Raw genomic sequence first — 20,761 nt, forward strand, 5'->3', positions numbered from 1 at the left:
CGCTCGTCAAAGCGGCGAGCGCTTGCTGCTTCACTCCGCAGCGGCGGCACACGATGTGATTAGTACTGCGCCATTGGGTTAGATATACAGCGGACCAGATGCTGTGTGCCGCACGGATATCCACTGGCCCGGCGCCGGAACACTTGGGGCAGGAACCCTTGTGGATCTCGGACGCCAAGCTATGCGCTGCTTCGCTCGGAACGTGCTTTGCCACCATCGCCACACGGCCTTGCGATGCACACTTTGCATTGCAAAAGCGCATGCCGGCGTGTTCCTGGCCGCCAAATAGGATTGTTGCGCGACACGTACCGCAAGTAGCCATAAATCCCCCTTGTTGGCTAAGGCTTGAATGAAGCCGCGTTACAAAGCGACGTCGGTTTGAATGAATTGTTGGGCCGTGAGCGGGCGAACCGTTGGTGGATGATGCGACCGTGCTCCCCAGCACTGCCGCCTGCGCCGAGTTTGCCACAGTTTGCAGAACGAAACTTGCGTCGGCATGCTTGGCGGCGGCATGGCATCCAAGCCCGGGCCAGGGAGCGCAGCGCTAGAATGTTCTGGGCGGAGGCCTAGCGGCCTATCCGATACCGGCAGCGGTGAGGACAGCAGGCCGGAGCCGATCCGGTGGGTGCCGAGAACGCTGCTCGCGATGGTAGGCTTCACGCGCAACGGGGCTGAGGCGTCACAGATGTCTGGTGACGGCAGCGCTTAGCGCCATCCTCAGTGTTCCTGCCGTTACGCGCTATATCTGGGGGTGGCGTGAAGAAGTACCTTTCCGTTTCTCTGGTCATTGTCGCCCTCGTCGCAGGGCTGATGGTGCGTGGCGTGGTCGAAGGCGAGAAAGGGGTTGGCGATCTCAGCGGCGATGAGGTGTCAATTCCCTCTGCGGTCGAATCCAGGGGAACGCCAAGTGACAGTGTCCATGTCGAATCCGGTGTCGCTAGATCGCGATCGGCGGAATATCTGTCCAGGTTTGAAGCAGTAAAGGATAATGCGTTGCGTGGGGATGCAGCGGCTCAATTGGAGCTGTCCGGGATGTACGATCGCTGCTTCTCCGTCAGCATGTCTCGGCAGCAGTATCTCTCCGGTGTGGATGCCATGGCACTTCAGGCGGGCAAGGCTGCAGCCACCATGAAGGCAACTGCCAGGCGCATTGCAGATGACTGCGCGTTGGTTGAAGGTGGTTCTCCCATTCCGCTGGATGCGCAAAAGGAATGGTTGAAGGCATCTGCGGCTTCAGGAAATCTGGCTGCAAAAATACGATTTCATGTGAGATATGCGGGCGAGGCAAGTGAGAGTGTCGCCGATCTGGTGCAGGCGGCGGTCGAGAGGCGAGATTCCGAAGCGATGTTCGAACTTGCGGATCTGCTGTCGACTCAGTCATCCGGTGCAGAACTGGGGCCGTTTGAGGCCGTTGCTGGGGATGAGACATCCGCATATGCCTGGGGAATCGTCGCGTGTCGGATGGGTGCGGAGTGTGGTGCAGGATCGGCGGTCATTGAAGGGTCTTGCTTGAATGGTGCCTGTGCCTCGAACTACGAGCAGTTGGTTCGCAATGACCTGTTGCCCAAGGGAGAGGGGGAGCGCTTGGATAGAAACATAGCCCGCATAAATTCTCTGCTTGGTCGGAAATGACCGCCCCATACAAGTGATGGGGTTCCGCCTTCGCAAAGTGGGGATGGCGGCATCGTGCGTACCCTGTGGTTGCGTAAGTTCCGCCACGGAGCCGCGCCGGCGCGGCCTGATGGGCTAGTCGCCCGCCACGAAGTAGACCATGCGCCAGCCCTGGTCCGTCTTGGAGAATCCTGCGCGGTAGTCGATACCGGCGTGCGTCGGGCATTGAATCAGGTTCTTGTCGACATACCCGCATGCGTGCGCCGTGAGCCGGGCAAGCGTGCGCAACTCGGATGGCGACGTGCGCCAGCTCTGGATGGCCTGGTCGGCGTCGCCATCCCCACCGAAGCTCCAGACGAATTCCTGCACCATCAGGCCGCGAAGGGACTGCAGATCGCGGTGCGCCGCGGCTCGATGGACGGCGGCGATGGCCGCGCTCGCGTTCTTCGGAAGTTTGGGATGCGGCGCACTGGCCAGAGCGCCGATCGGCGACAGCAGGGCGAAGCAGACGGCGGCTTTCAGGATCGTCATGGGAGTCGCGCCGTGCGTCGTCAGGGTTTCGCGAGCGCAGCGCCGCACTTCCTGCATTCCGTGCGGGCCTGTCGATGGCCTTGTGGCGCGTTGAGCGCGGCACAGGCGTCGCAGAAGCGCGTCAAGTGAATGCTCTGCCAGAGGCCGTAGCCCACGACGGCGGCCGCAAAGACGAGAAACAGGGGCGGGGCGCCGGTCGCCCAGAAAAAGACCAGCATCAGTACATTCGTCGCGATGCTGCCCACAATGAGGACCCGCCGCTTCAGCGGCGCATTCTTGTTGAAGGTGAAGAACGCCAGCGCCACAAGCCCGATCGCGGCCCAGAAGCCGAAGAGGTAGGGATAGAGTTCGTTCAACTGTTGGGGCGTGAGGTGCATGGATGTCCTGTCCGGATGCAGATGTGCTGGTCGAAGTCTAGGGCCTCGCGAAATCAGGCGCGCGACAGCATGCGATGCCTGGTGTCATCGCGTGGAGGCTGCTGGCCCGGGCGCGTAATCAAACGCCCGCATCGCGCTGTGGAAGCGCAGCGCCGCAGGACGAGCAGAAACGATCCGCGTGGTCCACGTGGTGGCCCGACGGGCACTTGGCAACGCTGAGCAGCCAAGGCTTGCGGTAGAGGGAGTACAGCATCGAGAAAGCCATGCCATAGAAAAACATCCAGTGCCCGGAGAATCCGCGCAGCAGGGTGGGTGTCACGCCTGGCGCTTTCGGTTGGTCGCTCGTGAGGTGGGCGACGATCAAGAAGTTCACGACGGCGTAAGCGAACAGGCCGTAGGCGGCGTAGCGCATCCAGCGTGGAGATCCCGCCAGCGAGCGCTTCCAGCTATGGCGGGATTTCAAAGTGTGGTTGAGCCGCAGGGAAAGCAGCACGGTCGGCAGCCAGACAACGAAGACGCCGAAGTGCATGCCGAAGACGGCGTCGCCACCTGGCGGCACATACCCGGCAAGCGCCATCACGTGGACGATGAGGCTGAGGACGAAGCCGAGGGCGGCAAGCACCATCAGGGGAAGCAGGAGCGCGATCATGCGGTGGCTGCGATGTGATGTGGGTGGCGCGTTAAGGAGGCGCCTCGGGTCGGTCGGTGAGTGGCCGATTTCCGTGCTTATTCTCGAAACAAAACGGGAGCCGGCCAGATTGAGCTTTCGACAATATCGTCGGGCAGGAAGCCAATTCCGCAGGCTCCACAGTAATATCCAGCCACGAACTGCTGTAGTGGTTCTGGTTGCAACTTTTCGCTCTTGCATTCATCCACGGCAAGTTGATCTTTTCGTCGATACCCAACTCGCTCCTCGCCGTTCCCAAAAATTTTTCTCGGACTTGCGGATCCAATGAGAAGCGTCTTCTCGCGAATGTGAGAAGTGCTCAAGCACTTGGGGCACGCGGTCAGGTTTTTGGCGTCGTCCATAGTCATCCAGAATACATGATAACTGCAGCTATCTGGCCATTGCCCCGGCCAGCCAGCGCGTAAACTGCCATCGACCAGGCGAGTCTATTGCTATGAAGTCAACCTGGTTCCGTTCCCGAGGAAGCTGTGGTTGTCGATCTAGGGAAGCTGACGGGGTAAGTGCAATTTTCTCTGTCTTGAAACAAAGTGGTTGGTCGCCATCTAAGCAATCTTTTGATACGCGTGGTGTGCGACCGCTGTGTCAGTCCTTGCTGGCCACGCTCACTACCAACTCGCCGTCGCGCACCTGCACGCGCAGCGTACTGCCAATGGTGAAGCCCAGTTCTTCCATCCAGCGGCCGCCCAAGCGCAGCACGGGCGTGCGCTTGCCGTTGGCGGAGTGGCCGCAGCCGACGGTGCACTGCTGTGGCGGGCGTGGGCGGCGGGGCGGTCGCGAGGCGCGGGCAAGATCGGCGGCGTTGGCGGCGGCGACCTGCTCGGGTGTCAGCATGGGGATGAGCGACGACTCGACGATCGTCCACTGCGGGCAGTGGCGATGCTTGTGCGACTTGCGCTTGCAGGGAGCGGCGGGGCGGGGTGACGGTTGACGCATGGCACAGCCTCCTTGGCAGACAGGAACCCGCGCCGAACGGCGACGGGATGTCGGGAGGTTAGAAACCGCACGTAGCCGGCGGGCTTATTTCCCCGAAGGGTGTTGTATTCGCCGCCCTCCCGACGCAGACAGCGCGTCGGAGTGTGCCTGCGAACAGGCACAAAAAACCCACCGGTTTGACGGAGGTGGGTGCCGCTACGTGAGGAGTTTCTACGCTCCTTGGAGGGATGGTGCTACTGGTTTTTGAGTATGTCAACTGCTTTCGGCGAGTGAAGGTTTCTAAAGTGAATTGACTCCGGCTATGCAAGCGCCTCTGCTTGAAAAATTTCTAGGTGCGGCCGCCAGAAACTCTATAAGGTCTAAGCTGAAGCTTTCCGGTCGCGATATCTTGAGCAAATTGTTCAGCAATCTGTGGGGCCTTGCTCTCGAGCTCCGCAGCTATTGTTGCCAGATACTGAGCATGTCCCTTGAGTTTGTTCTGCTCTTCGACAAGGTTGGATATTGGCATCAAGGCGTACTTTATGTTCGCATCATCGCTCTTCTCAAAAAATGTCGCGTCTACCGGTGTCTTTTGCTTGTCCAGGCTTGCGGTGAAGAAGATAAAAGCGTCATGGCCAGGAACCCTGCGGCCTGCCCAGTGAGCGAAGATATGACGAATTTGGCGATGCTGTACGAAGATCTCTGCGGCCTTCAAAAGTCCTTTGGCCAGATCAATATTCCAAGTGCAACTGTCAGCGCTAGCCACAAGATGATTTAGCACGTCCTTGTCGATGAGTTTTAAAGCAAAGGCTGTGGGTTCGCCGAGTCTGATGTGAGTGAGGCAATTGACCACGCGTCGCGATTCGAGATCTGCGATGCAGTAGGTCTGAATAAATGTTCCAATCAGTTCATAATCTTGAGCTGAAAGCGGATGAGTGTCACTTATTATATGCCCAAGAGACAGCCTTGCCTTGAGCAACCCGTCCGTTGCTGGGGCGCTGCGGTTCAATCTATGACCTTCCATGACAGCTCCAAGCGTTTAACGCTTAAGCTAGGCAGCGCCGCTAAGCGGCCTCGGCTTAATGGGCTGTTAGCCATTGGCCCCGACTCTTTTCCTGGAAATATAGTCTCTGACCTCATCCGAGCGGGAAATGATTAAGCCAAAGAGAATGCCACAGTAGGACGGCAAGACGAGGGACATTGCAGAGGTCAGGGTTGGGTGGAGGGCCAAAGATGCAGTTTTAAGTAGCGCTGTAAAGTATGGGATAAGAAACAGTGTCCCGAACGCCATCACCAACCGTCGCATGCAATAGGCAACGAAAGCACTTGGATGTTCCGCGAACATTGCGGTGTCTGCCCTGTGCCGCTTTGCCCAACGAAGCAGCCATGCTTTACTAGAGCTAAGAGCCTGAGCTGTGAACGATCTAAGCTGGCTGTAGGCGGCAAGTAGCCCGAGGAGAAATCCGCCGATGCCGAGTAGAAGATTAATTGTGTCAATGCTCATTCCAATGGCTACACTGAATTGGGCCGACCTGCGGCGAGGTGGGGAATAAGTGCAAGTATAGCCGAATGCGCGAACTTAGGCGCCAAAGGCAGAAACAGCGGGCAAGTACACTCCCCTACTCAAGATTACGAGATTACCGACGGGGCAGTTCGTTTTGATAAACGATGCTCTTCCCACCGTAGAGCGAAGTAGTGCACATGCCACCCCTTCATCGACTGAATCTGTTAAGTCGTGCCGCGAAGTGATATCGATTTGAATGAGTCGCTAGGCATCAACCCGTGCACCACTCTAGAGGCGGCGACTAACGTGGTCAGGTTCACTTATCGTTGACTGGGTGCTTTGTGCGGGCGAAGCACTGGGTCTTGGTTTGGGCCATGTGTAACGAGTCAGGCCCACCCAGGAAGTCAATCAGGTCCCGTTACTCCATCCTTCTTTACGCGGCAACAAGCTCGGCAATTTTTGCAGCCACTTCAGACATAGAATCCTCTGCAGTATCTAAACCCGTTCGTGAAGCCAGCATCGGACTCACATCGCGAAGCGCTTCATATGTAGTGTTGTGCACAATGGGAACAAGCCGATTTCCTGCGAGTAGTGTTGAAAGTTCTTTGTCAGCGACACTCTCTTTCGGAAGGCGTGCCAGAAGCGCTGGTGTTACAAGTACTAGGCCGACCTTTGAGTTGGCTAGTCCCTTATCAATTGCACGCATCATTGGAATGCCGAGGCCAAGATCTTTTTCACTGAACCAGACTTTGACGCCCGCAGCTTCCAGGAGATCATGCAGTTGCTTTGCTGCTCCCTGCCGATCATCCCACGCGTGGCACAGAAACACATCGCGTCGGTCGGGGTGCCGGGCGATCTGAGCCTCCACCGATTCACGGATTGGTGTTAGCGATTGCACCTCCAGAGGTGTGTAGAAGACCGCAGATCCTGCGCTGGACCAGCGAGGCTTTGAGCTCTTGCGACCGCCGCCGCCGCGTGAACTGCTGTAGTTGGAACTGCTCGTTGATGGATAGTACGAGCTAATATAGCCGCTGTTGTAACGTGAGTTGCTGCGATAACGGCAAGCCGGACATGCTGCTGCCGCGGCCGCCGAACTGTGTCCACGTACTGGTGCTGTGCATCTGGCCATGTATCAATCCTTCGATCTTGGGCTTAATGTTCAAGGTGCGGGAAGTTATGACTGGTGCGCTCTACGCCTAAATTAAGACGAGTCGCGAAGCGGCTTTGGCTTGAATTGTTAGGAATCACCGCTCAGAACAAACGGCCACCCCATAGATAGACGGGAATAGATCGCCGAATGCGCCGAAGAGAGTGCCGAAAATTGTTGCGACAAAACTAATGTGCATGATGCGCTGTTGAAGAGTGATGCCGCTATGCAGTTTGCGAGAAAAGCGGTTCGGATCAGCGAAGATGAAGCCCTGCGCAAAGACGGCTCCGCCAACGAGCAGGGCGCCGAAACGAGGCGGCCAACAAATGTCTCCAACAAGAACTGTCAAAAGTGCACAGGCCCCAAAAGTACCAAATGTCAGTGCTGCGCCGAGTAGTGTGCTAAACCACATGCGATCTCCCCTATGGGCATAAATTAAGCCGCGCCGCGCCGCGAGGCGGCGTCGGCTTTAATGAACTGTTAGGTTGCCGCTGCGGCAAACCCGACGACTATGAAGGTCAAGAACGCGGTGGTCTGGAGTAAGCTAAAGAAGCCCGAGCAATTCATAGCTTTGATCCGAGGCAGGTAGGCGATCTGTGGGTTCCCGGCATTCTTCTTGAGTGTTCGCCCAACAAGCCACTTAACCAGACCAGGCATAGGTGCTACGAACTCACTCAGCACCCGCTCCATTCTGATGTAGGTTTCGAGCTCGATTCCCCGTTGTTGTGCGGTTGCCTGAATTTCCTGCTCTACCTCTTCGTGTTTCTTGAGTTGAAGGGCAAACGTCTCCGCTACTGCCCGACCAACGCGCCGGCCGATATCTGCCCTTAGCAAATAGGACTTTGCGATTAGACCGAAAAGACAGGATGCCGCTAGCAGCAGGCCGCACCAGAGAAACCCTCGCTCGCCCAAGATTGGAACAAGTTTGTCCGAGTTCCCTAGCAGAAATGACGCGACCGCAGCGGCACCGGCGAGCAGCCAAGTGACAAACGTTTCGATAGGCTCAATGGCAGCCGATGACGCCTCGAACATCGACGAGACAATCGCGTTTTCCACGTTCTCGCGACTAAGGCGGTTCCATTCTAGAAGCGGATCTCCTTTCTGATGATCTGTCATAGGCAGCCTAACTACTAGTTGGCGACGAAATAGTGTTTAAAAACAGGTCTGTAGCGCGCCGATACATCCCAAATTCGATCTTTCGTAGTCGCGCTATCTCATAATCTTTGCTTCTAGCCCCACACCATTCCCCAGTGCATCCCCGCACAAGGCCGACGCTATCATTTGTTGACGGTCGTCACAAGCTAAAGGCCGCTCGGCGAAACCGCCGGCGGCCTTAATTTGTAGACAAGTTGTTTGATCCCGCGCCATCCGGATTTACCGGACGGCGCGCTCCGCGGATAAGTCAGTTACTGGGCGTACTCCAAACCTGTCCCGTAACTCCCCGCACGCTCGGATCAGGCGCACTATCCAAATCAAACACAATCACGCTATTCCCGCCCTTCCGCTGCCACGGCGCCGGAAAATACAACGCCCGCTGTGGCCCGATCTTCCAGTGCCTTCCCAGGTTATGGCCATTGGCCCAGGCGAAGCCTTTGCCGAAGGCACGCATGTCCAGGAACGTATCGGCAGGCGTGCCGATCTTCACCGTGCCGCGGTGGAAGGCGGGGCCGTCGACCTTGGCGGTAGTCCAGCCGGTGAGCTTGCTCGGGTCGTCCATCGGCAGCGGGAAGGTCTGCCAGCCGGTCAGGGGCTTGCCGTCGAGCAGCACGGGGTCGACCAGGCCGGCGTGGCCGTCGGGGAGGTGGGCGCCGTAGTTGATGCGGCCGGTGTTCTCCACCAATACATCGAGGGTGTGGGGGCCGGCGGGGATGTCCACGTCCACCGCCACTTGCTGCAGGCGGCGTTCGGCGCTGCCGGCCAGTGTGCGGTCGACGTAGACGCGGGCGTAGTCGCGTACCTCGCCCAGGTACAGGCTGCCCTTGCGCGGGCCGGTGACGGTGGTGCGGTAGAGGATGTAGCCGTAGGCCTGGCCGTAGCGCTCCATCGGCTGCGGGGTGTCGGCGGTGGCGGCCGGGGCGGGCAGGTTGTCCCACAGCGAGGCGGATTCGCGCAGCGGTGTGGCGGGGAGTTCGGCGAAGCGGATCGGCTTGGGCAGCGCCGGTGGGGCGATGCCGGTGACGCGCTGGATGGCGTCGCGGAACAGGGTGAACTTGGGGGTGGGGCGGCCGGCTTCGTCGAGCACGGCGTCGTAGTCGTAGCTGGTGGTCTGCGGGGCGTAGTGGTCGCTGGGGTTCTTCTGGAAGTTGGCGCCATTCATGAAACCGAAACTGGTGCCGCCGACGAACATGTAGAGGTTGGCGGAGTGGCCCTGGCGCAGGATCCATTCGAATTCGCTGGCCTGCTTGGCGGCATCGGTGGCCGCGTGCTTCTCGCCCCATTGGTCGAACCAGCCGGCCCAGTATTCGCCGACCATCTGCGGTTGCCCGGGACGGAACTTGGCCAGCGTCTCGAACGCGTTCTTGGCGTCGCCGGGGGCGAAGTTCACCACGGCGAGGGTGTCGGGCAGGGTGCCGTTGGCCAGCACGTCGGGGCCGTCGGCGGTGAACAGCAGCGCCTTGTCGAAGCCGGCCTGGACGAACATGGCGCGGTTGCGGCGCATGTAGGCGTGGTCGTCGCCGTAGGAGCCGTATTCGTTCTCCACCTGCACGGCGACGATCGGGCCGCCGTTGCCGTTGAGCCGCGGTTTGACCTGGGCGGCGAGCGCGTCGAGATAGGCCTGGCTGGCGGCGAGGAAGCGCGGATCCTGGCTGCGCACGCGCATGCCGGGCTCGGCGAACAGCCACGCCGGATAGCCGCCGGCTTCCCACTCGGCGCACACGTACGGGCCGGGGCGCAGGATCACGTTGAGGCCCTGCTTGGCGGCTTCGTCGACGAAGGCGGCGATGTCGTTGTTGCCGCTGAAGTCGAACTGGCCCGGCCGCGGTTCCACCAGGTTCCAGAACACGTAGGTCTCCACCGTGTTCAGGCCCATTGCGCGGGCTTTCTGCAGGCGGTCCTTCCAGTAGGCGCGGGGGATGCGCTGGAAGTGGATGGCGCCGGAAATGACCTGGTACGGCTTGCCGTCGCGGATGAAGTGATCGCCCTGGGTGGCGAAGGCGGGCCAGGCGGCGCCGCTGTCGGCCGCGCGCACGTGTGCGGAGGGCAGGGCGAACGCCAGGGCGAGGGCGAGAGCGGCGAGGGTCTTACGCGGCATGGGGGATTCTCGAAAAAAGCGATGCGATTGCGACAGTAGGACGACCGGAGCGCGCGCCGTCGTGCATTGGGTCACGCACAGGCGCGGATGTGGGGAACCACCAAACCCGATTCCCCAATCCCGATTCCCGGCCGTCAGCTAAACGATGGCGGCAGATCGTCCTTGCCCGCACCGAACGCGGTGTTGGGCTTGGGCCCCATCTCCAGCTCCAGCGTGCCGCCGGCGGCGAGGTCGGCATGGCGCAGCCAGCTGCGGGTGTAGGGCTTGCCGTTCCAGCGGGCGCTCTGGATGTAGACGTTGGCCGGGCTGTTGCCGTGGGCGACGATGCGCAGGGTGCGGCCGTTGCCCACGTCCAGTTCGGCGCGCTTGAACAGCGGGCTGCCCAACACGTAGTTGGCGCTGACCGGGTCCACCGCATACAGGCCCAGTGCGCTGAGCACGAACCAGGCGCTCATCTGCCCGCAGTCCTCGTTGCCGGACAGGCCGTTGCGCGCGTCGTGGTATTGCTCGCGCAGCAGCCGCCGCACCATCGCCTGGGTCTTGTACGGCTGCCCGGCGTAGGCGTAGAGATAGGCGACGTGGTGGCTGGGTTCGTTGCCGTGCGCGTACTGGCCGACCATGCCGTCGATGTCCGGCGGCGCGTCCGCCGGCAGTTCGGAGCTGGTGGTGAACAGTTCGTCGAGCTTGGCGACGAAGTGGTCGCGGCCGCCGAACAGATCCATGTAGCCGTACAGGTCGTGCTGGTTGAGGAAGGTGGCCTGCCAGGCGTTGGACTCGGTGAAGTCGCGCCACTGCGCGCTGTGGCCCATCGCGCGCGGATCGAACGGGGTGGCCCACTGGCCGTCGCTCAGGCGCGGCTGCACAAAGGTACTTTCGCGGTTGAACACGTTGCGGTACTGGCGCGAGCGTTCGCGCAGGTGCTTGGCATCGTCGTCGGCGCCGACCGCCTGCGCCAGATGCGCCACTGCCCAGTCGTCGTAGGCGAATTCCAGGGTGCGGCTGACCGATTCGTCGACCTTGTCGCAGGGGATGTAGCCCATCTTCCGGTACAGCGCCAGGCCGTGCACGTCGTCGTCCATCGCGCGCTTGCGCCAGGCCGGGTAGGCGGCCTTCCAGTCGATGCCGGTGAAGCCCTTGGCATGCGCCTCGGCCAGCACCACGGCGGAGTGGTAGCCGATCATGCAGTCGGTCTCCACGCCCTGCAGCGGCCAGATGGCGACGCCTTGCGGGGATTCGTGGGCGCCGCGCACCAGGCACTGCACCAGGTCGGGCACGCGCTCGGGCTGCACCAGGGTCAGCAAGGGATGCAGGGCGCGGTAGGTGTCCCACAGCGAGTAGGTGCTGTAGTTGTGGTAGCCGGCCGGCGCCTGGTGCACCTGCAGGTCCATGCCGCGGTAGCGGCCGTCGGTATCGCTGAACAGGGTCGGCGCGATCAGGCTGTGGTACAGCGCGGTGTAGAAGATGCGGCGCTTCGCTTCGTCGTCGCTGTCGATGCGCACCCGGCCCAGTTCCTTTTCCCATTCGGCCACGGCGGCGGCGTGCACGCGGGCGAAGTCGAAGTCGGGCAGTTCCGCGTCGAGGTTGGCCAGGGCGTTCTCGGCGCTGACCGCGGAGAGGCCGACCTTGACCAGCAGCGGCGCGTCGGCGGCATCGGGGTAGTGCAGGGCCAGTTTCAGCCGGTTGCCGTCGGCGCTGCGCGCGCTCGCGGCCAGCGGCTGGTCGTCGGCATACAGCTGCGCGCTGGCGAACGGCCGCGACAGGCGCATGGCGAAGTAGATGTAGCGGCCCTTGGCCCATTGGTAGACGCGGCGGCCGCCGGTGACCGTCTGCGTGTCGACCAGGCGCAGCGTCGCCTCCTCCACGCGGGTGGGTATCTCGGGCTTGTCCTGCATGCCGTGGCACAGGTCCAGCAGCAAATGCGCCGGCTTGCCCTTGGGGAAGTGGTAGCGGTGCAGGCCGGCGCGCGCGGTGGCGGTGAGCTCGGCATGCACGCCGCTGTCCTTCAGGCGCACGCGGTAGTAGCCGGGCGAGGCGGCTTCGTCGGCGTGGTCGAAGCGCGAGCGGTAGCCGGTCTCGGGATGCTCCCGCGTGCCGGGCTGCAGCTTCACCGGGCCGGTGGCCGGCACCACCAGGAAGTCGAGCATGTCGCCGACGCCGGTGCCGGACAGGTGGGTGTGCGAGAAGCCCATGATCGAGCTGTCGTCGGCGTGGTAGCCGGAGCAGGCGTCCCAGTCGGCGTTGTAGGTGTCCGGGCTCAGTTGCACCATGCCGAACGGCAGCGTGGCGCCGGGGAAGGTGTGGCCGTGGCCGCCGGTGCCGATGAACACGTCGACGTTGCGGATGAGCTCGGCCTTGGCGCGCGCATCGGCCGGCAGCGCGTAGCTGCCGGCGCGTGCCTGCGCCAGGCGTGCGATGCCGCTGCTGCCGAACAGGGCCAGGGCGATGGCGCCCTGCAGGAAACCGCGTCGTGTGGCCATGGTGCTGTCCTCGGGGGTGTGCGGCGGTGCGGTGGGGTGTGTTTGCTGTTGTGGGAGGGACTTCAGTCCCGACGCGTTGTCGGTCAGGCCCGTCGGGACTGAAGTCCCTCCCACACATGCAGTGATCGCGTCAGGCCTTCAGCAAATGCGGCTTGCGCTGATGCAGGTCGATGATCAGCTCGCCGAACAAGGTGTTGGCCCAGGCGAACCAGTCGCGGGTGAAGGTGCTCGGGTTGTCCTTGTCGAAGGCCTCGTGCATGAAGCCGCTGCCGGCGTCGGTGGTCTTGAGCCACTGCAGGCACTGGCGGATCTGCGCGTCGTCGTCGCTGGCCAGCGCGTACTGCATCAGCGACATCGGCCAGATCGTGCCCAGGCCGCTGTGCGGGCTGCCCACGCCGTCGGCGGCGCGGCCGCGATAGAAGTACGGGTTGCGCTCGCTCCAGGCCAGTTGCCGGGTGCGCAGGAACACGGGATCGCGGCGATCGCAGCAGCCCAGATAGGCCAGGCTCAGCAGGCCGGGGGCGTTGGCGTCGTCGATGAACAACTGGTTGCCGTAGCCGTCCACCTCGTAGGCCCAGAATGGCTGGCCGTCGGCATCGCGCATCTGCCCGAACTGACGGGTGGCGGTCTCGACCTGGTCGGCCAGGGCGCGGCATTCGCCGGCGAAGGCGGCGTCGTGATGCAGCGCCTCGCTCATCGTCGCCAGTTGCCGCAGCGAGGTCACCGCGAACAGGTTGGCGGGGACGAACAGCGGGTACAGGCAGGCGTCGTCGGACGGGCGGAACATCGAGTGGATCATGCCGTTGGGCCGGGTCGGCTGCCCGTAGCCGTCCAGCACCAGGGTTTCGGTGGCCAGCGGCGAGGGCCGCCGGAAACTGTACGGCCCGCGGCCATGCAGGCGCTGCTGTTCGCGGAAGGTGCGCACCACCACGTGCATGGCCTCGCGCCAGTCGTCGTCGAACGGCGCGGCATCGCCGCTGGCGCGCCAATACTCGTGCGCCAGGCGGATCGGGTAGCACAGCGAATCCACTTCCCATTTGCGCTCGCCGACGCCGGGCTTCATCTCGGTGATGTCGGCCACCGACCACTTCAGGCGCTGGCTGGTGCCGTCCGGCAGGAACGCGTTGGCGTAGGGATCCAGGCGAATGCAGGCGGCCTGGCGCTGGATCAGCCCATGGAACATGCGCCGCAGCGCCGGGTCGCGCTTGGCCAGCGGCACGTAGGGATGCACCTGCGCGGAGGAGTCGCGCAGCCACATCGCCTCGATGTCGCCGGTGATGACGAAGGTGTCCGGCTTGCCGTTGCGGGTACCGGTCTCGACGGTGGTGTCGAGGGTGTTGGGGTAGCAGTTCTCGAACAGCCAGGCCAGGCGCGGGTCGGCGATGCCGGCCTTGACCGTGCGCAACTGGCGCTCGACCGCGGCGCTGACGAAGCGGCGCTTGCCCGGCGGCGGCCGCTTGCTGGGCAGCGCGGCGGACGCCGAGGCCGCGGCGGCGGCCGGCAGCGCCCCGCTCAGCAGCGCGGCGCCGGCGCTGGCGCCGAGGAAGTGGAGGATGTCGCGGCGAGTGGGCATGGCCTGGAACGCTCCGTGGAATCGACGAACGCTCCCGGCGCGGGTCGGCACCGGGGGAGGTGCCGGCCGCGGCCGGGAGGGCAGGTTGATGGTACCTATAACGGACCAATTTGCGACGACCTTACAACGTGTGGCCGTCCGATGCATCCTGCGACTGCACAACCGGCCCGCTCACGGATGGTGATGCGCGCCGTGCCAGTGCATCGGTCCCGAGCACACGCACTCGCCGTCGTCGTCGCCGTTGCCGGCGTGGCCGAACAAGGCATCCAGCAGCCGCCGCGATGGGCTCCACTCGCCGATGGCCGGGTGTATCAGCATCGCCTTGCAGGCGTCCAGGTGGCTGCCGCTGAGTGCGGCGTCGATGGCGGCGTGCTCGTAGGCCTTGACCGTGCGCACCAGGCCCTGGATCGCCTCGGGCATCGGCCGCGCCGGCAGCGGGGTGATGCGGTCGCGCTCGATGGTGGAGGAGATCTCCACGATGTCGTCGTCGGCCAGTTCCGGCATGCAGCCCTGGTTGCGCACGTTGACCACGTGCCGCCCCGGCAGCGCGCCGGTCAGCGCGCTCATCACGTCCACGGCGATGCGGTGGTAGCCGGTGCTGGCGCGGAACGGGTCCGGCTGCGGCGCGAGGTCGTCGGCGAAGGCCGAGCCGGCTTCGGCCTCCAGCCGCATGTACGAGCCGGAGCGCTGCTGCAGGTAGGCGGCGTAGGTCTGCACCGCGCCGCTGCCGTCGCCGGCGTTGAGGCGGCTGCGCAGGTCGGCGATCAGGGTGTGGTTGAGCCGTTCGATCTCGCTGCCGCGGCTGGCGCCGCTGGCGCGCTGGTTCTCCAGGGCGCGGCTGCGCTCGTAGTAGAAGTACAGGTACTCGGTGGGGATCAGCCGCAGCGTGCGCAGCATGTCGAAGTCGAACAGCGGCGCCAGGTACAGCTGGCGCAGGATCGCGTCGTCAGCCAGGATGCGGTCGAGCACGTCCTCGCCGCGCACGCGCACCGCGCGGATCCAGCCCAGGTGGTTGAGGCCGACGTACTCGCAGTCCACGTCCGCCGGCGGCTCGCCGAGCGCGCGGGCGATGTTGTGGAACAGCTCCACCGGCGTGTCGCAGATGCCGACCACGCGCGCGCGGGTGTGGCGGCTGATGGCCTGGGTGATCAGCCCGGCCGGGTTGGTGAAGCTGACCAGCCAGGCCTCGGGACTGAGCCGCTCCACCATCCGCGCCTGCTCGATCGCCACCGGCACCGTGCGCAGTGCCTTGGCGACGCCGCCGGGGCCGGTGGTCTCCTGCCCGGCGTAGCCGTGGCGGATGATGGTGTGCTCGTCGGTGGCGCGCTGGCGGATGCCGCCGATGCGGATGCTGTTGAGCACGAAGTGCGCGCCGTCGACCGCCGCTTCCGCCGAACTGGCCGCGTTGACCTGCAGCTCGCCGCCGAACTCGGCGACCACCGCGCGGCCCAGCGCGACCATCAGCGCCAGCCGCTCCTGGTCCGGATCGTAGAGCACGATCTCGCGCGCGCCGAGCGCTTCGGCGGCATCGTTGACGCCGTATACCACCAGCGGCGCGCGCACGCCGCCGCCGCCGATCAGGGCGAGCTTACGGTTGGGAAAGGAACTGCTCATGGAGACTCCTGAGACGTGGGGGATCGGGAAGGCCGTCGAGCGCGCCGAGCGCGGTGCAGCAGGCGGCGCCGCATAGGCAGCCGCGCTGCGCGCAGGCATCGAGGGAGAGGTGGTCCAGCAGCGCGTCGATGAAGCCGGCATCGAAGGCGTCGCCGGCGCCGGTGGTGTCCTGCACGGCGACGACGGGCGCTTCGACCCGTCGCGCGCCGGCCGCATCCACCACGCAGGCGCCTGCGCCGCCGAGTTTGATCGTGACCTGCGCCAGCCCCAGCGCCTGCGCCCAGGCGGCGCAGGACGCGGCGTCGTCGCCGGTGCAACCGGCCAGTGCCGCCTCCTTCTGGTTGGGCAGGAAGTGATCGACCGCGCGGCAGGTGGCGTGGTTGTCCGGCTCGGCCAGCCACGCCGGGTTGAAGCCCACGTCCAGCGAGGTGCTGCAACCGGCTGCGCGCAACGCAGGCAGCAGCGTGCGCGCCAGCGTCGCGGGCAGCGGCAGGGCGAAGTGCACATGGCGCGCTGCGCACATCGCTTCCAGCGCGGCCGCGCTGCCCAACAGCGGTTCCAGCGCGGCGTTGGCGCCAGGATAGGTGAAGAACGAACGGTCGTCGTGCAGCGACACGCTGGCGGTGACGCCGGTGCCGGCGGGGTGGTCGATCAGGCCTTCTGTGCCGACGCCGAACGCGCCCAGGCGCTGCGCGAACCAGTCGCGGTCGCCGGCGCCGATCGCGCCGATCAGCGTGACCGTGCGCCCGAGCCGCGCCAGCCCGCAGGCGGTGTTGACGGTGCCGCCACCGAGATCGCGATGGTAGTGCCGCGCCATCGCTTCCTCGCCCGGCCCGGGCCAGGCGGTGAAGCCGCTGAAGATGTGGTCGAGATAGACCTCGCCGACCACCGCGACGTCGTGGGTTTTCATTGCTGGAAGGGCCATGCTGCCTCGCGTTTGGCCTGGATGAGATAGAGCGCGGTGCCCGCGCACAGCGCCAGCACCGCCGCCAGCAACCGCGGCAGCGGACTGGTGGCCAGCAGCGCCAGCCAGCCGCAGACGCTGATCAGCAGCGGCCACGGATACAGCGGCATGGCGAAGCTGGCGCGGCGCCGCGGCTGCCGCCGCAGCAGCACCACCGCCAGGCATTGCGCCAGGAACTGGAACAGGATCTGGATGATCATCAGCGTGGCGATCAGGTCGTCCAGCGACAGCGGACAGGCCAGCGCCGAAGTGATGCCGACGAACAGCAGCGACACGGTGGGGAAGCGCCCGCGCGGGTGCAGCCGCGCGAACACGCCGAAGAACTGCCCGGACGCGGCCGCGGCATACGGCACCCGCGAGTAGCCCAGCAGCACCACCAGCGCCGAGCCCCAACTGGCGAGCACGATCAGCGCCACCGCCACGGTGCTGCCCACCGGGCCGTAGATGGCCTGCATGAAGTCGGCCACCACCGCCTTGGACTGCGCCGCCTGTTGCCACGGCAGCACGCCGAGCAGGGTCACGTTCAAGCCCAGGTACAGCACCGCCACGATCGGGATCGACCACAGCACCGCACGCGGAATCGTGCGGCGCGGCTTGCGGATCTCGCCGCCGAGCATGCACACGTTGTTGTAGCCGCCGTAGTCGTACACCGCGATCAGCGCCACCGCACCGAAGCCCAGCCAGAAGCCGTGCGGCGAGGCCGGCCGCGCCTGCAGGAACTCGCGCGCCAGCGCCATGTCGAAATGCAGCGCGCCGCTGAGCACGATCCACAGGCAGGCGGCGATCACCACCGCACTGACCAGCAGCGACAGCAACTGCACCGAGCGCACCTGCCGGTACAGCAGCGCGGTGTTGAACAGGCACAGCGCCATGGCGATGCCGGTGAGCGCGGTGTGGCTCAGCCCCGGCATCAGGTAGGCCAGGTACTGCGCGCAGCCGACCGCGGCCGCGGCCACCGACAGCGGCGCGGTCAGCAGCGTCTGCCACAGGTAAAGGAAGCCGAACAGGCGCCCGGCGCGATCGCGGCCATAGGCCTCGCGCAGGTAGTGGTAGGGCCCGCCCGAGCGCGGGATCGCCGAACCCAGTTCGGCCCACACCAGCCCGTCGCACAGGCACAGCAGCGCGCCGACCACCCAGCCCAGCAGCACCGCCGGCCCGGCCAGCGCCGACAGCGCCAGCGGGATGGTGATGAACGGGCCAATACCGATCATGTTGAGCAGGTTGGCCGACAGCGCGCTCCAGAATCCCAGCGTGCGCGGCGGCGCGCCCTGGTCGGCGGCGGACGGGGAGGACGCGACGGGTGCGGCGAGCGATGTCATGTGCATGCGCGATCCTGCGGAGAGGGGAGGGATGCGACGGGCTGCGTGGCAGGCGTGGGGACGAGACCGTCGGCGCAACGCACCAGGCCCGGCTGCAGGCGATGCAGATCGAGGATCAGCACCTGGTTGGCGCCGGCGCGCAGCCAGGCGCCAGGGCAATACAGGCATTGCTGCGGGCCGATGTCCCAGTAGCGGCCGAGCAGGCGCCCGTTGACCCACAGATAGCCCTTGCGCCAATCGCGCATGTCCAGGTGCACGTCGCCGGGCTGGTCGAGGGTGAATTCGGTGGCGAAGAACAGACCAGGGCGTTGCGGCGGTGCCTGCAGCGGGCGCAACGACGGCGTCGGGTCTGCGTCCAACGTCAGCCCGCGCACCTCCCAGCCATGCAGCTCCTGGCCATCGAGTCGCACCGGACCGAGCAGGCCCTTGCGATCGCCCAGCGCCGGGCCGAAGTTGATGTGGCCGAAGCTGTCGACCAGCACGTCCAGATCGCGCGTGTCCTGCGCTGCATCGGGCAGGCGCAACTGCAGCGCACTGTGCAGGCGGGAATGCCGCACCCGCGACACGTGGTCGAGTTCGCGGCCGTCCAGATGCACCACCGCGTAGTCGTGGACCTGTCCCAGGTGCAATGCCTGGCCCGCGCCGATCTGGCGCCGATACAGCACCAGGCCCTGGTCCTGGCCGAGCAGGCGCTGGTTGTCGATGGGCGTATCGGTCTGCAACGCGGGGCCGAGGTTGTCCCACAGCGCGGCCACGGGCGTGGCCTGCACCGCAGCGAACTGCGCGCGCCGCGGTGCGGCCGGTACCGGCGGCGGTGGCGTGTCGGCCTGCGCGGCGATGATCGTGCGCAGCGCGAAGTACGCCGGCGTCGCACGGCCGGCCTCGTCGATCGGCGCGCCGTAGTCGTAGCTGGTCAGCGCCGGCTGGAACTGCGAGCCGTCGTCCTCGGCATTGGCGCCGGCGCTGAGGCCGAAGTTGGTGCCGCCGTGCACCACGTACAGATTGAACGAATAACCGGCGGCGGCGATGCGGCGCAGCAGCGGCGCATAGTCGCGGCGCGCAAACTGCGGCTCGCCCCAATGCGTGAGCCAGCCCGGATAGCCCTCGGACACCCACACCGGCGCCTGCCCGGCGAAGGCGGTGGCTGCCTGCAGATCGTGCAGATCGGGACCATCGAGCCCGAGCGCGGCCCCTGGCAGCATCGCCTGGCGCCGCCGCAGATCCTTGAGTCCTTCGGCCAGCGAGAACGGCCCCTCGATCCCGTGCGACCGCCACAGCGCGGCCAGCGCCTGCAGATAGCCGACGTCGCTGCCGTGCATCGCGTATTCGTTCTCGATCTGCAGCATCAGCACCGGCCCACCGGCACTGGCCATCAACGGCGCGATGCGTGGCGCGATCGCCCCGATGTAGCGCTCCACCGCCGCCATGTAGCGCGCATCGTGGCGATCGCGCAGACGGACGTTCGCCTCGCGCAGCAGATACGGCGGCAACCCGCCCAGCGTCCACTCCGCGCACACATACGGCCCCGGCCGCAGATACACCCACAGCCCCTCCTGCTGGCACAGCCGGATGAAGCCGACGAAATCGCGCTCGCCGCTGTCCAGATCGAACTGCCCCGGCGTCGTTTCCAGCGCATTCCACATCAGGTACAGCGCGATGGTATTCAGCCCCATCGCCTTGGCCATGCGAATCCGATGCAACCAATCCGCCTTTGCGATTCGCAGCGGATGCAGTTCCCCGCTGCGGATCTGCCACGGCTGCCCATCCAGCGTGAAGCGGCCTTGCGCGAAGCCGAATGCGTGCGGCCGCCCGTCCGGCACCGGCGTTGATGCCGGCACCGCCGCGCGCAGCATCGGCATCGCCGCCAAGCCCAATGGCGCCAGCAACCCGAACCGACAGAATGCGCGGCGTTTCATTGGGGGCTCCAGGAGGGTTGGCGGCGCTCAGCGGCGACCGGAGTCCCGAAGGAAGGAGAGGGGTGTTGGATGCAGGAAACAAATCCGGGCGTCGTGACACCAACTGCATCGAAGGTGTCGATCCACGAATTAACTTCGTATTGCTGATGCTGATCTTGCTGTTGCTGTTGCTGTTGCTCTTCAGCTTTTGCTCTTCCCGGGTCCCCTCCGCAGCGGCGGAGCTGGCGGGTAAAACCCCCCGCAGGGGGGCGGCGCACAAGGATGTGCGCCGTTTTCGGCCGGGGCAGGAAGCCCCGTCCGAAAATCCCGTCAGCGGAGCGGACCCGCGTAGCGGGCGCTGCGGCGGGGTGTGCTTTCTTTTGGTTACTTTTCTTTGCACAAGCAAAGAAAAGTGACTCGCCGTCAGGCGAAAGCTTTTGCTCTTGCTTGCCTACCCACGCAGTACCGGTAAAGCCCGTCGGGACTGAAGTCCCTCCCACAAAAAGCGTTGTTCCAGCCGATTCGGGAAAGCCTGTCGCGGCTGAAGCCGCTCCTACAAGAGCGGCGGTGTGTGCCGCTAGTGTGAGCTGCTGAGATCGCATGATCCAAGCAGCATCGGTAAAGCCCGTCGGGACTGAAGTCCCTTCCACAAGAGCCATAGTCCAGGCTTTGTCGGTGGAGCCTGTCGCGGCTGAAGCCGCTCCTACGACAAGCGGGGTGCGCGCTGCGCGAGCGGGCTGCCGATGCAGCCTGATCCAGGCCGCACCGGGAAAGCCCGTCGGGACTGAAGTCCCTCCCACAAAAGGCCTGATCCACGCGGAGTCGGTAACGCCCGTCGGGACCGAAATCCCTCCCACACAAAGCGTGGCAACGCTCCGCGATGGCATCCCAGTGCG

Annotated in this window: 17 protein-coding genes; 2 read left to right on the forward strand and 15 right to left on the reverse strand. The window is 64.7% G+C overall.

Annotation, left to right across the window (positions count from 1 at the left end; all coding sequences use genetic code 11):
* Positions 1-756 precede the first annotated feature (756 nt).
* The gene (locus J7357_RS00255; RefSeq protein WP_209244146.1) at positions 757-1,632 is read left to right on the forward strand and encodes a hypothetical protein; all 876 of its coding nucleotides are present in this window, start codon (positions 757-759) and stop codon (positions 1,630-1,632) included.
* Between the two features lie 114 nt (positions 1,633-1,746).
* Here the strand turns inward: J7357_RS00255 and J7357_RS00260 are convergent, their stop codons facing one another.
* The 15 genes from J7357_RS00260 to J7357_RS00330 all read right to left on the reverse strand — a co-directional run bounded on the left by J7357_RS00260 (position 1,747) and on the right by J7357_RS00330 (position 19,886).
* Positions 1,747-2,142 (reverse strand): hypothetical protein, encoded by a 396-nt coding sequence (locus tag J7357_RS00260; RefSeq protein ID WP_209244147.1) that lies wholly within the window; start codon positions 2,140-2,142, stop codon positions 1,747-1,749.
* Between the two features lie 20 nt (positions 2,143-2,162).
* Entirely contained in the window at positions 2,163-2,519 is a 357-nt protein-coding gene (locus J7357_RS00265; RefSeq protein WP_209244148.1) for a hypothetical protein, read from the reverse strand.
* Between the two features lie 118 nt (positions 2,520-2,637).
* Positions 2,638-3,168 carry an ATP synthase subunit I gene (locus J7357_RS00270; protein WP_209244149.1) on the reverse strand — a complete coding sequence of 177 codons (531 nt, stop codon included), beginning with the start codon at positions 3,166-3,168 and terminating at the stop codon, positions 2,638-2,640.
* A 621-nt stretch (positions 3,169-3,789) separates the two neighbouring features.
* Positions 3,790-4,140 (reverse strand): SymE family type I addiction module toxin, encoded by a 351-nt coding sequence (locus J7357_RS00275; RefSeq protein ID WP_244667161.1) that lies wholly within the window; start codon positions 4,138-4,140, stop codon positions 3,790-3,792.
* Between the two features lie 328 nt (positions 4,141-4,468).
* Complete coding sequence (locus J7357_RS00280; protein WP_209244150.1) at positions 4,469-5,128, reverse strand: hypothetical protein; 660 nt, start codon at positions 5,126-5,128, stop codon at positions 4,469-4,471.
* 928 nt (positions 5,129-6,056) lie between these two features.
* Positions 6,057-6,752, reverse strand: coding sequence for a toll/interleukin-1 receptor domain-containing protein (locus tag J7357_RS00285; RefSeq protein WP_209244151.1), 696 nt, complete (start codon positions 6,750-6,752; stop codon positions 6,057-6,059).
* Positions 6,753-6,867: 115 nt separating this feature from the next.
* Entirely contained in the window at positions 6,868-7,182 is a 315-nt protein-coding gene (locus J7357_RS00290; RefSeq protein ID WP_209244152.1) for a hypothetical protein, read from the reverse strand.
* 68 nt (positions 7,183-7,250) lie between these two features.
* Positions 7,251-7,886: a hypothetical protein gene (locus tag J7357_RS00295; RefSeq protein ID WP_209244153.1), complete on the reverse strand. Its 636-nt coding sequence runs from the start codon at positions 7,884-7,886 to the stop codon at positions 7,251-7,253.
* Positions 7,887-8,172: 286 nt separating this feature from the next.
* A complete protein-coding gene (locus tag J7357_RS00300) occupies positions 8,173-10,023 on the reverse strand; it encodes a beta-galactosidase family protein (protein ID WP_209244154.1) in 1,851 nt (616 codons plus the stop codon).
* A 134-nt stretch (positions 10,024-10,157) separates the two neighbouring features.
* Positions 10,158-12,500 carry a GH92 family glycosyl hydrolase gene (locus J7357_RS00305; RefSeq protein WP_209244155.1) on the reverse strand — a complete coding sequence of 781 codons (2,343 nt, stop codon included), beginning with the start codon at positions 12,498-12,500 and terminating at the stop codon, positions 10,158-10,160.
* Between the two features lie 130 nt (positions 12,501-12,630).
* Positions 12,631-14,073, reverse strand: coding sequence for a glycoside hydrolase family 125 protein (locus J7357_RS00310; RefSeq protein WP_209244156.1), 1,443 nt, complete (start codon positions 14,071-14,073; stop codon positions 12,631-12,633).
* A gap of 171 nt (positions 14,074-14,244) precedes the next feature.
* A complete protein-coding gene (locus J7357_RS00315) occupies positions 14,245-15,687 on the reverse strand; it encodes a 6-phospho-beta-glucosidase (RefSeq protein WP_209244157.1) in 1,443 nt (480 codons plus the stop codon).
* Positions 15,662-16,597 carry a carbohydrate kinase family protein gene (locus J7357_RS00320; protein WP_209244158.1) on the reverse strand — a complete coding sequence of 312 codons (936 nt, stop codon included), beginning with the start codon at positions 16,595-16,597 and terminating at the stop codon, positions 15,662-15,664. The genes J7357_RS00315 and J7357_RS00320 overlap by 26 nt, the downstream gene beginning before the upstream one ends.
* On the reverse strand, positions 16,594-17,970 hold the full coding sequence (locus tag J7357_RS00325; RefSeq protein WP_209244855.1) for an APC family permease: 1,377 nt from the start codon (positions 17,968-17,970) through the stop codon (positions 16,594-16,596). The genes J7357_RS00320 and J7357_RS00325 overlap by 4 nt, the downstream gene beginning before the upstream one ends.
* A complete protein-coding gene (locus J7357_RS00330; RefSeq protein WP_209244159.1) occupies positions 17,967-19,886 on the reverse strand; it encodes a beta-galactosidase in 1,920 nt (639 codons plus the stop codon). The genes J7357_RS00325 and J7357_RS00330 overlap by 4 nt, the downstream gene beginning before the upstream one ends.
* Positions 19,887-19,951: 65 nt before the next feature.
* Between J7357_RS00330 and J7357_RS00335 the strand changes: the two genes are divergently transcribed.
* Positions 19,952-20,281: a hypothetical protein gene (locus tag J7357_RS00335; protein ID WP_209244160.1), complete on the forward strand. Its 330-nt coding sequence runs from the start codon at positions 19,952-19,954 to the stop codon at positions 20,279-20,281.
* The last annotated feature ends 480 nt before the right edge of the window (positions 20,282-20,761 follow it).

This window comes from Xanthomonas sp. D-109, assembly GCF_017746095.1.
Classification (GTDB): Bacteria; Pseudomonadota; Gammaproteobacteria; order Xanthomonadales; family Xanthomonadaceae; genus Xanthomonas_A; species Xanthomonas_A sacchari.

Excerpts from the sequence above, each read along its gene's own strand:
- J7357_RS00260 (WP_209244147.1), bottom strand. The coding sequence starts at position 2,142 with ATGACGATCCTGAAAGCCGCCGTCTGCTTCGCCCTGCTGTCGCCGATC.
- J7357_RS00265 (WP_209244148.1), bottom strand. The coding sequence starts at position 2,519 with ATGCACCTCACGCCCCAACAGTTGAACGAACTCTATCCCTACCTCTTC.
- J7357_RS00270 (WP_209244149.1), bottom strand. The coding sequence starts at position 3,168 with ATGATCGCGCTCCTGCTTCCCCTGATGGTGCTTGCCGCCCTCGGCTTC.
- J7357_RS00275 (WP_244667161.1), bottom strand. The coding sequence starts at position 4,140 with ATGCGTCAACCGTCACCCCGCCCCGCCGCTCCCTGCAAGCGCAAGTCG.
- J7357_RS00285 (WP_209244151.1), bottom strand. The coding sequence starts at position 6,752 with ATGGCCAGATGCACAGCACCAGTACGTGGACACAGTTCGGCGGCCGCG.
- J7357_RS00290 (WP_209244152.1), bottom strand. The coding sequence starts at position 7,182 with ATGTGGTTTAGCACACTACTCGGCGCAGCACTGACATTTGGTACTTTT.
- J7357_RS00295 (WP_209244153.1), bottom strand. The coding sequence starts at position 7,886 with ATGACAGATCATCAGAAAGGAGATCCGCTTCTAGAATGGAACCGCCTT.
- J7357_RS00300 (WP_209244154.1), bottom strand. The coding sequence starts at position 10,023 with ATGCCGCGTAAGACCCTCGCCGCTCTCGCCCTCGCCCTGGCGTTCGCC.
- J7357_RS00305 (WP_209244155.1), bottom strand. The coding sequence starts at position 12,500 with ATGGCCACACGACGCGGTTTCCTGCAGGGCGCCATCGCCCTGGCCCTG.
- J7357_RS00310 (WP_209244156.1), bottom strand. The coding sequence starts at position 14,073 with ATGCCCACTCGCCGCGACATCCTCCACTTCCTCGGCGCCAGCGCCGGC.
- J7357_RS00315 (WP_209244157.1), bottom strand. The coding sequence starts at position 15,687 with ATGAGCAGTTCCTTTCCCAACCGTAAGCTCGCCCTGATCGGCGGCGGC.
- J7357_RS00320 (WP_209244158.1), bottom strand. The coding sequence starts at position 16,597 with ATGAAAACCCACGACGTCGCGGTGGTCGGCGAGGTCTATCTCGACCAC.
- J7357_RS00325 (WP_209244855.1), bottom strand. The coding sequence starts at position 17,970 with ATGACATCGCTCGCCGCACCCGTCGCGTCCTCCCCGTCCGCCGCCGAC.
- J7357_RS00330 (WP_209244159.1), bottom strand. The coding sequence starts at position 19,886 with ATGAAACGCCGCGCATTCTGTCGGTTCGGGTTGCTGGCGCCATTGGGC.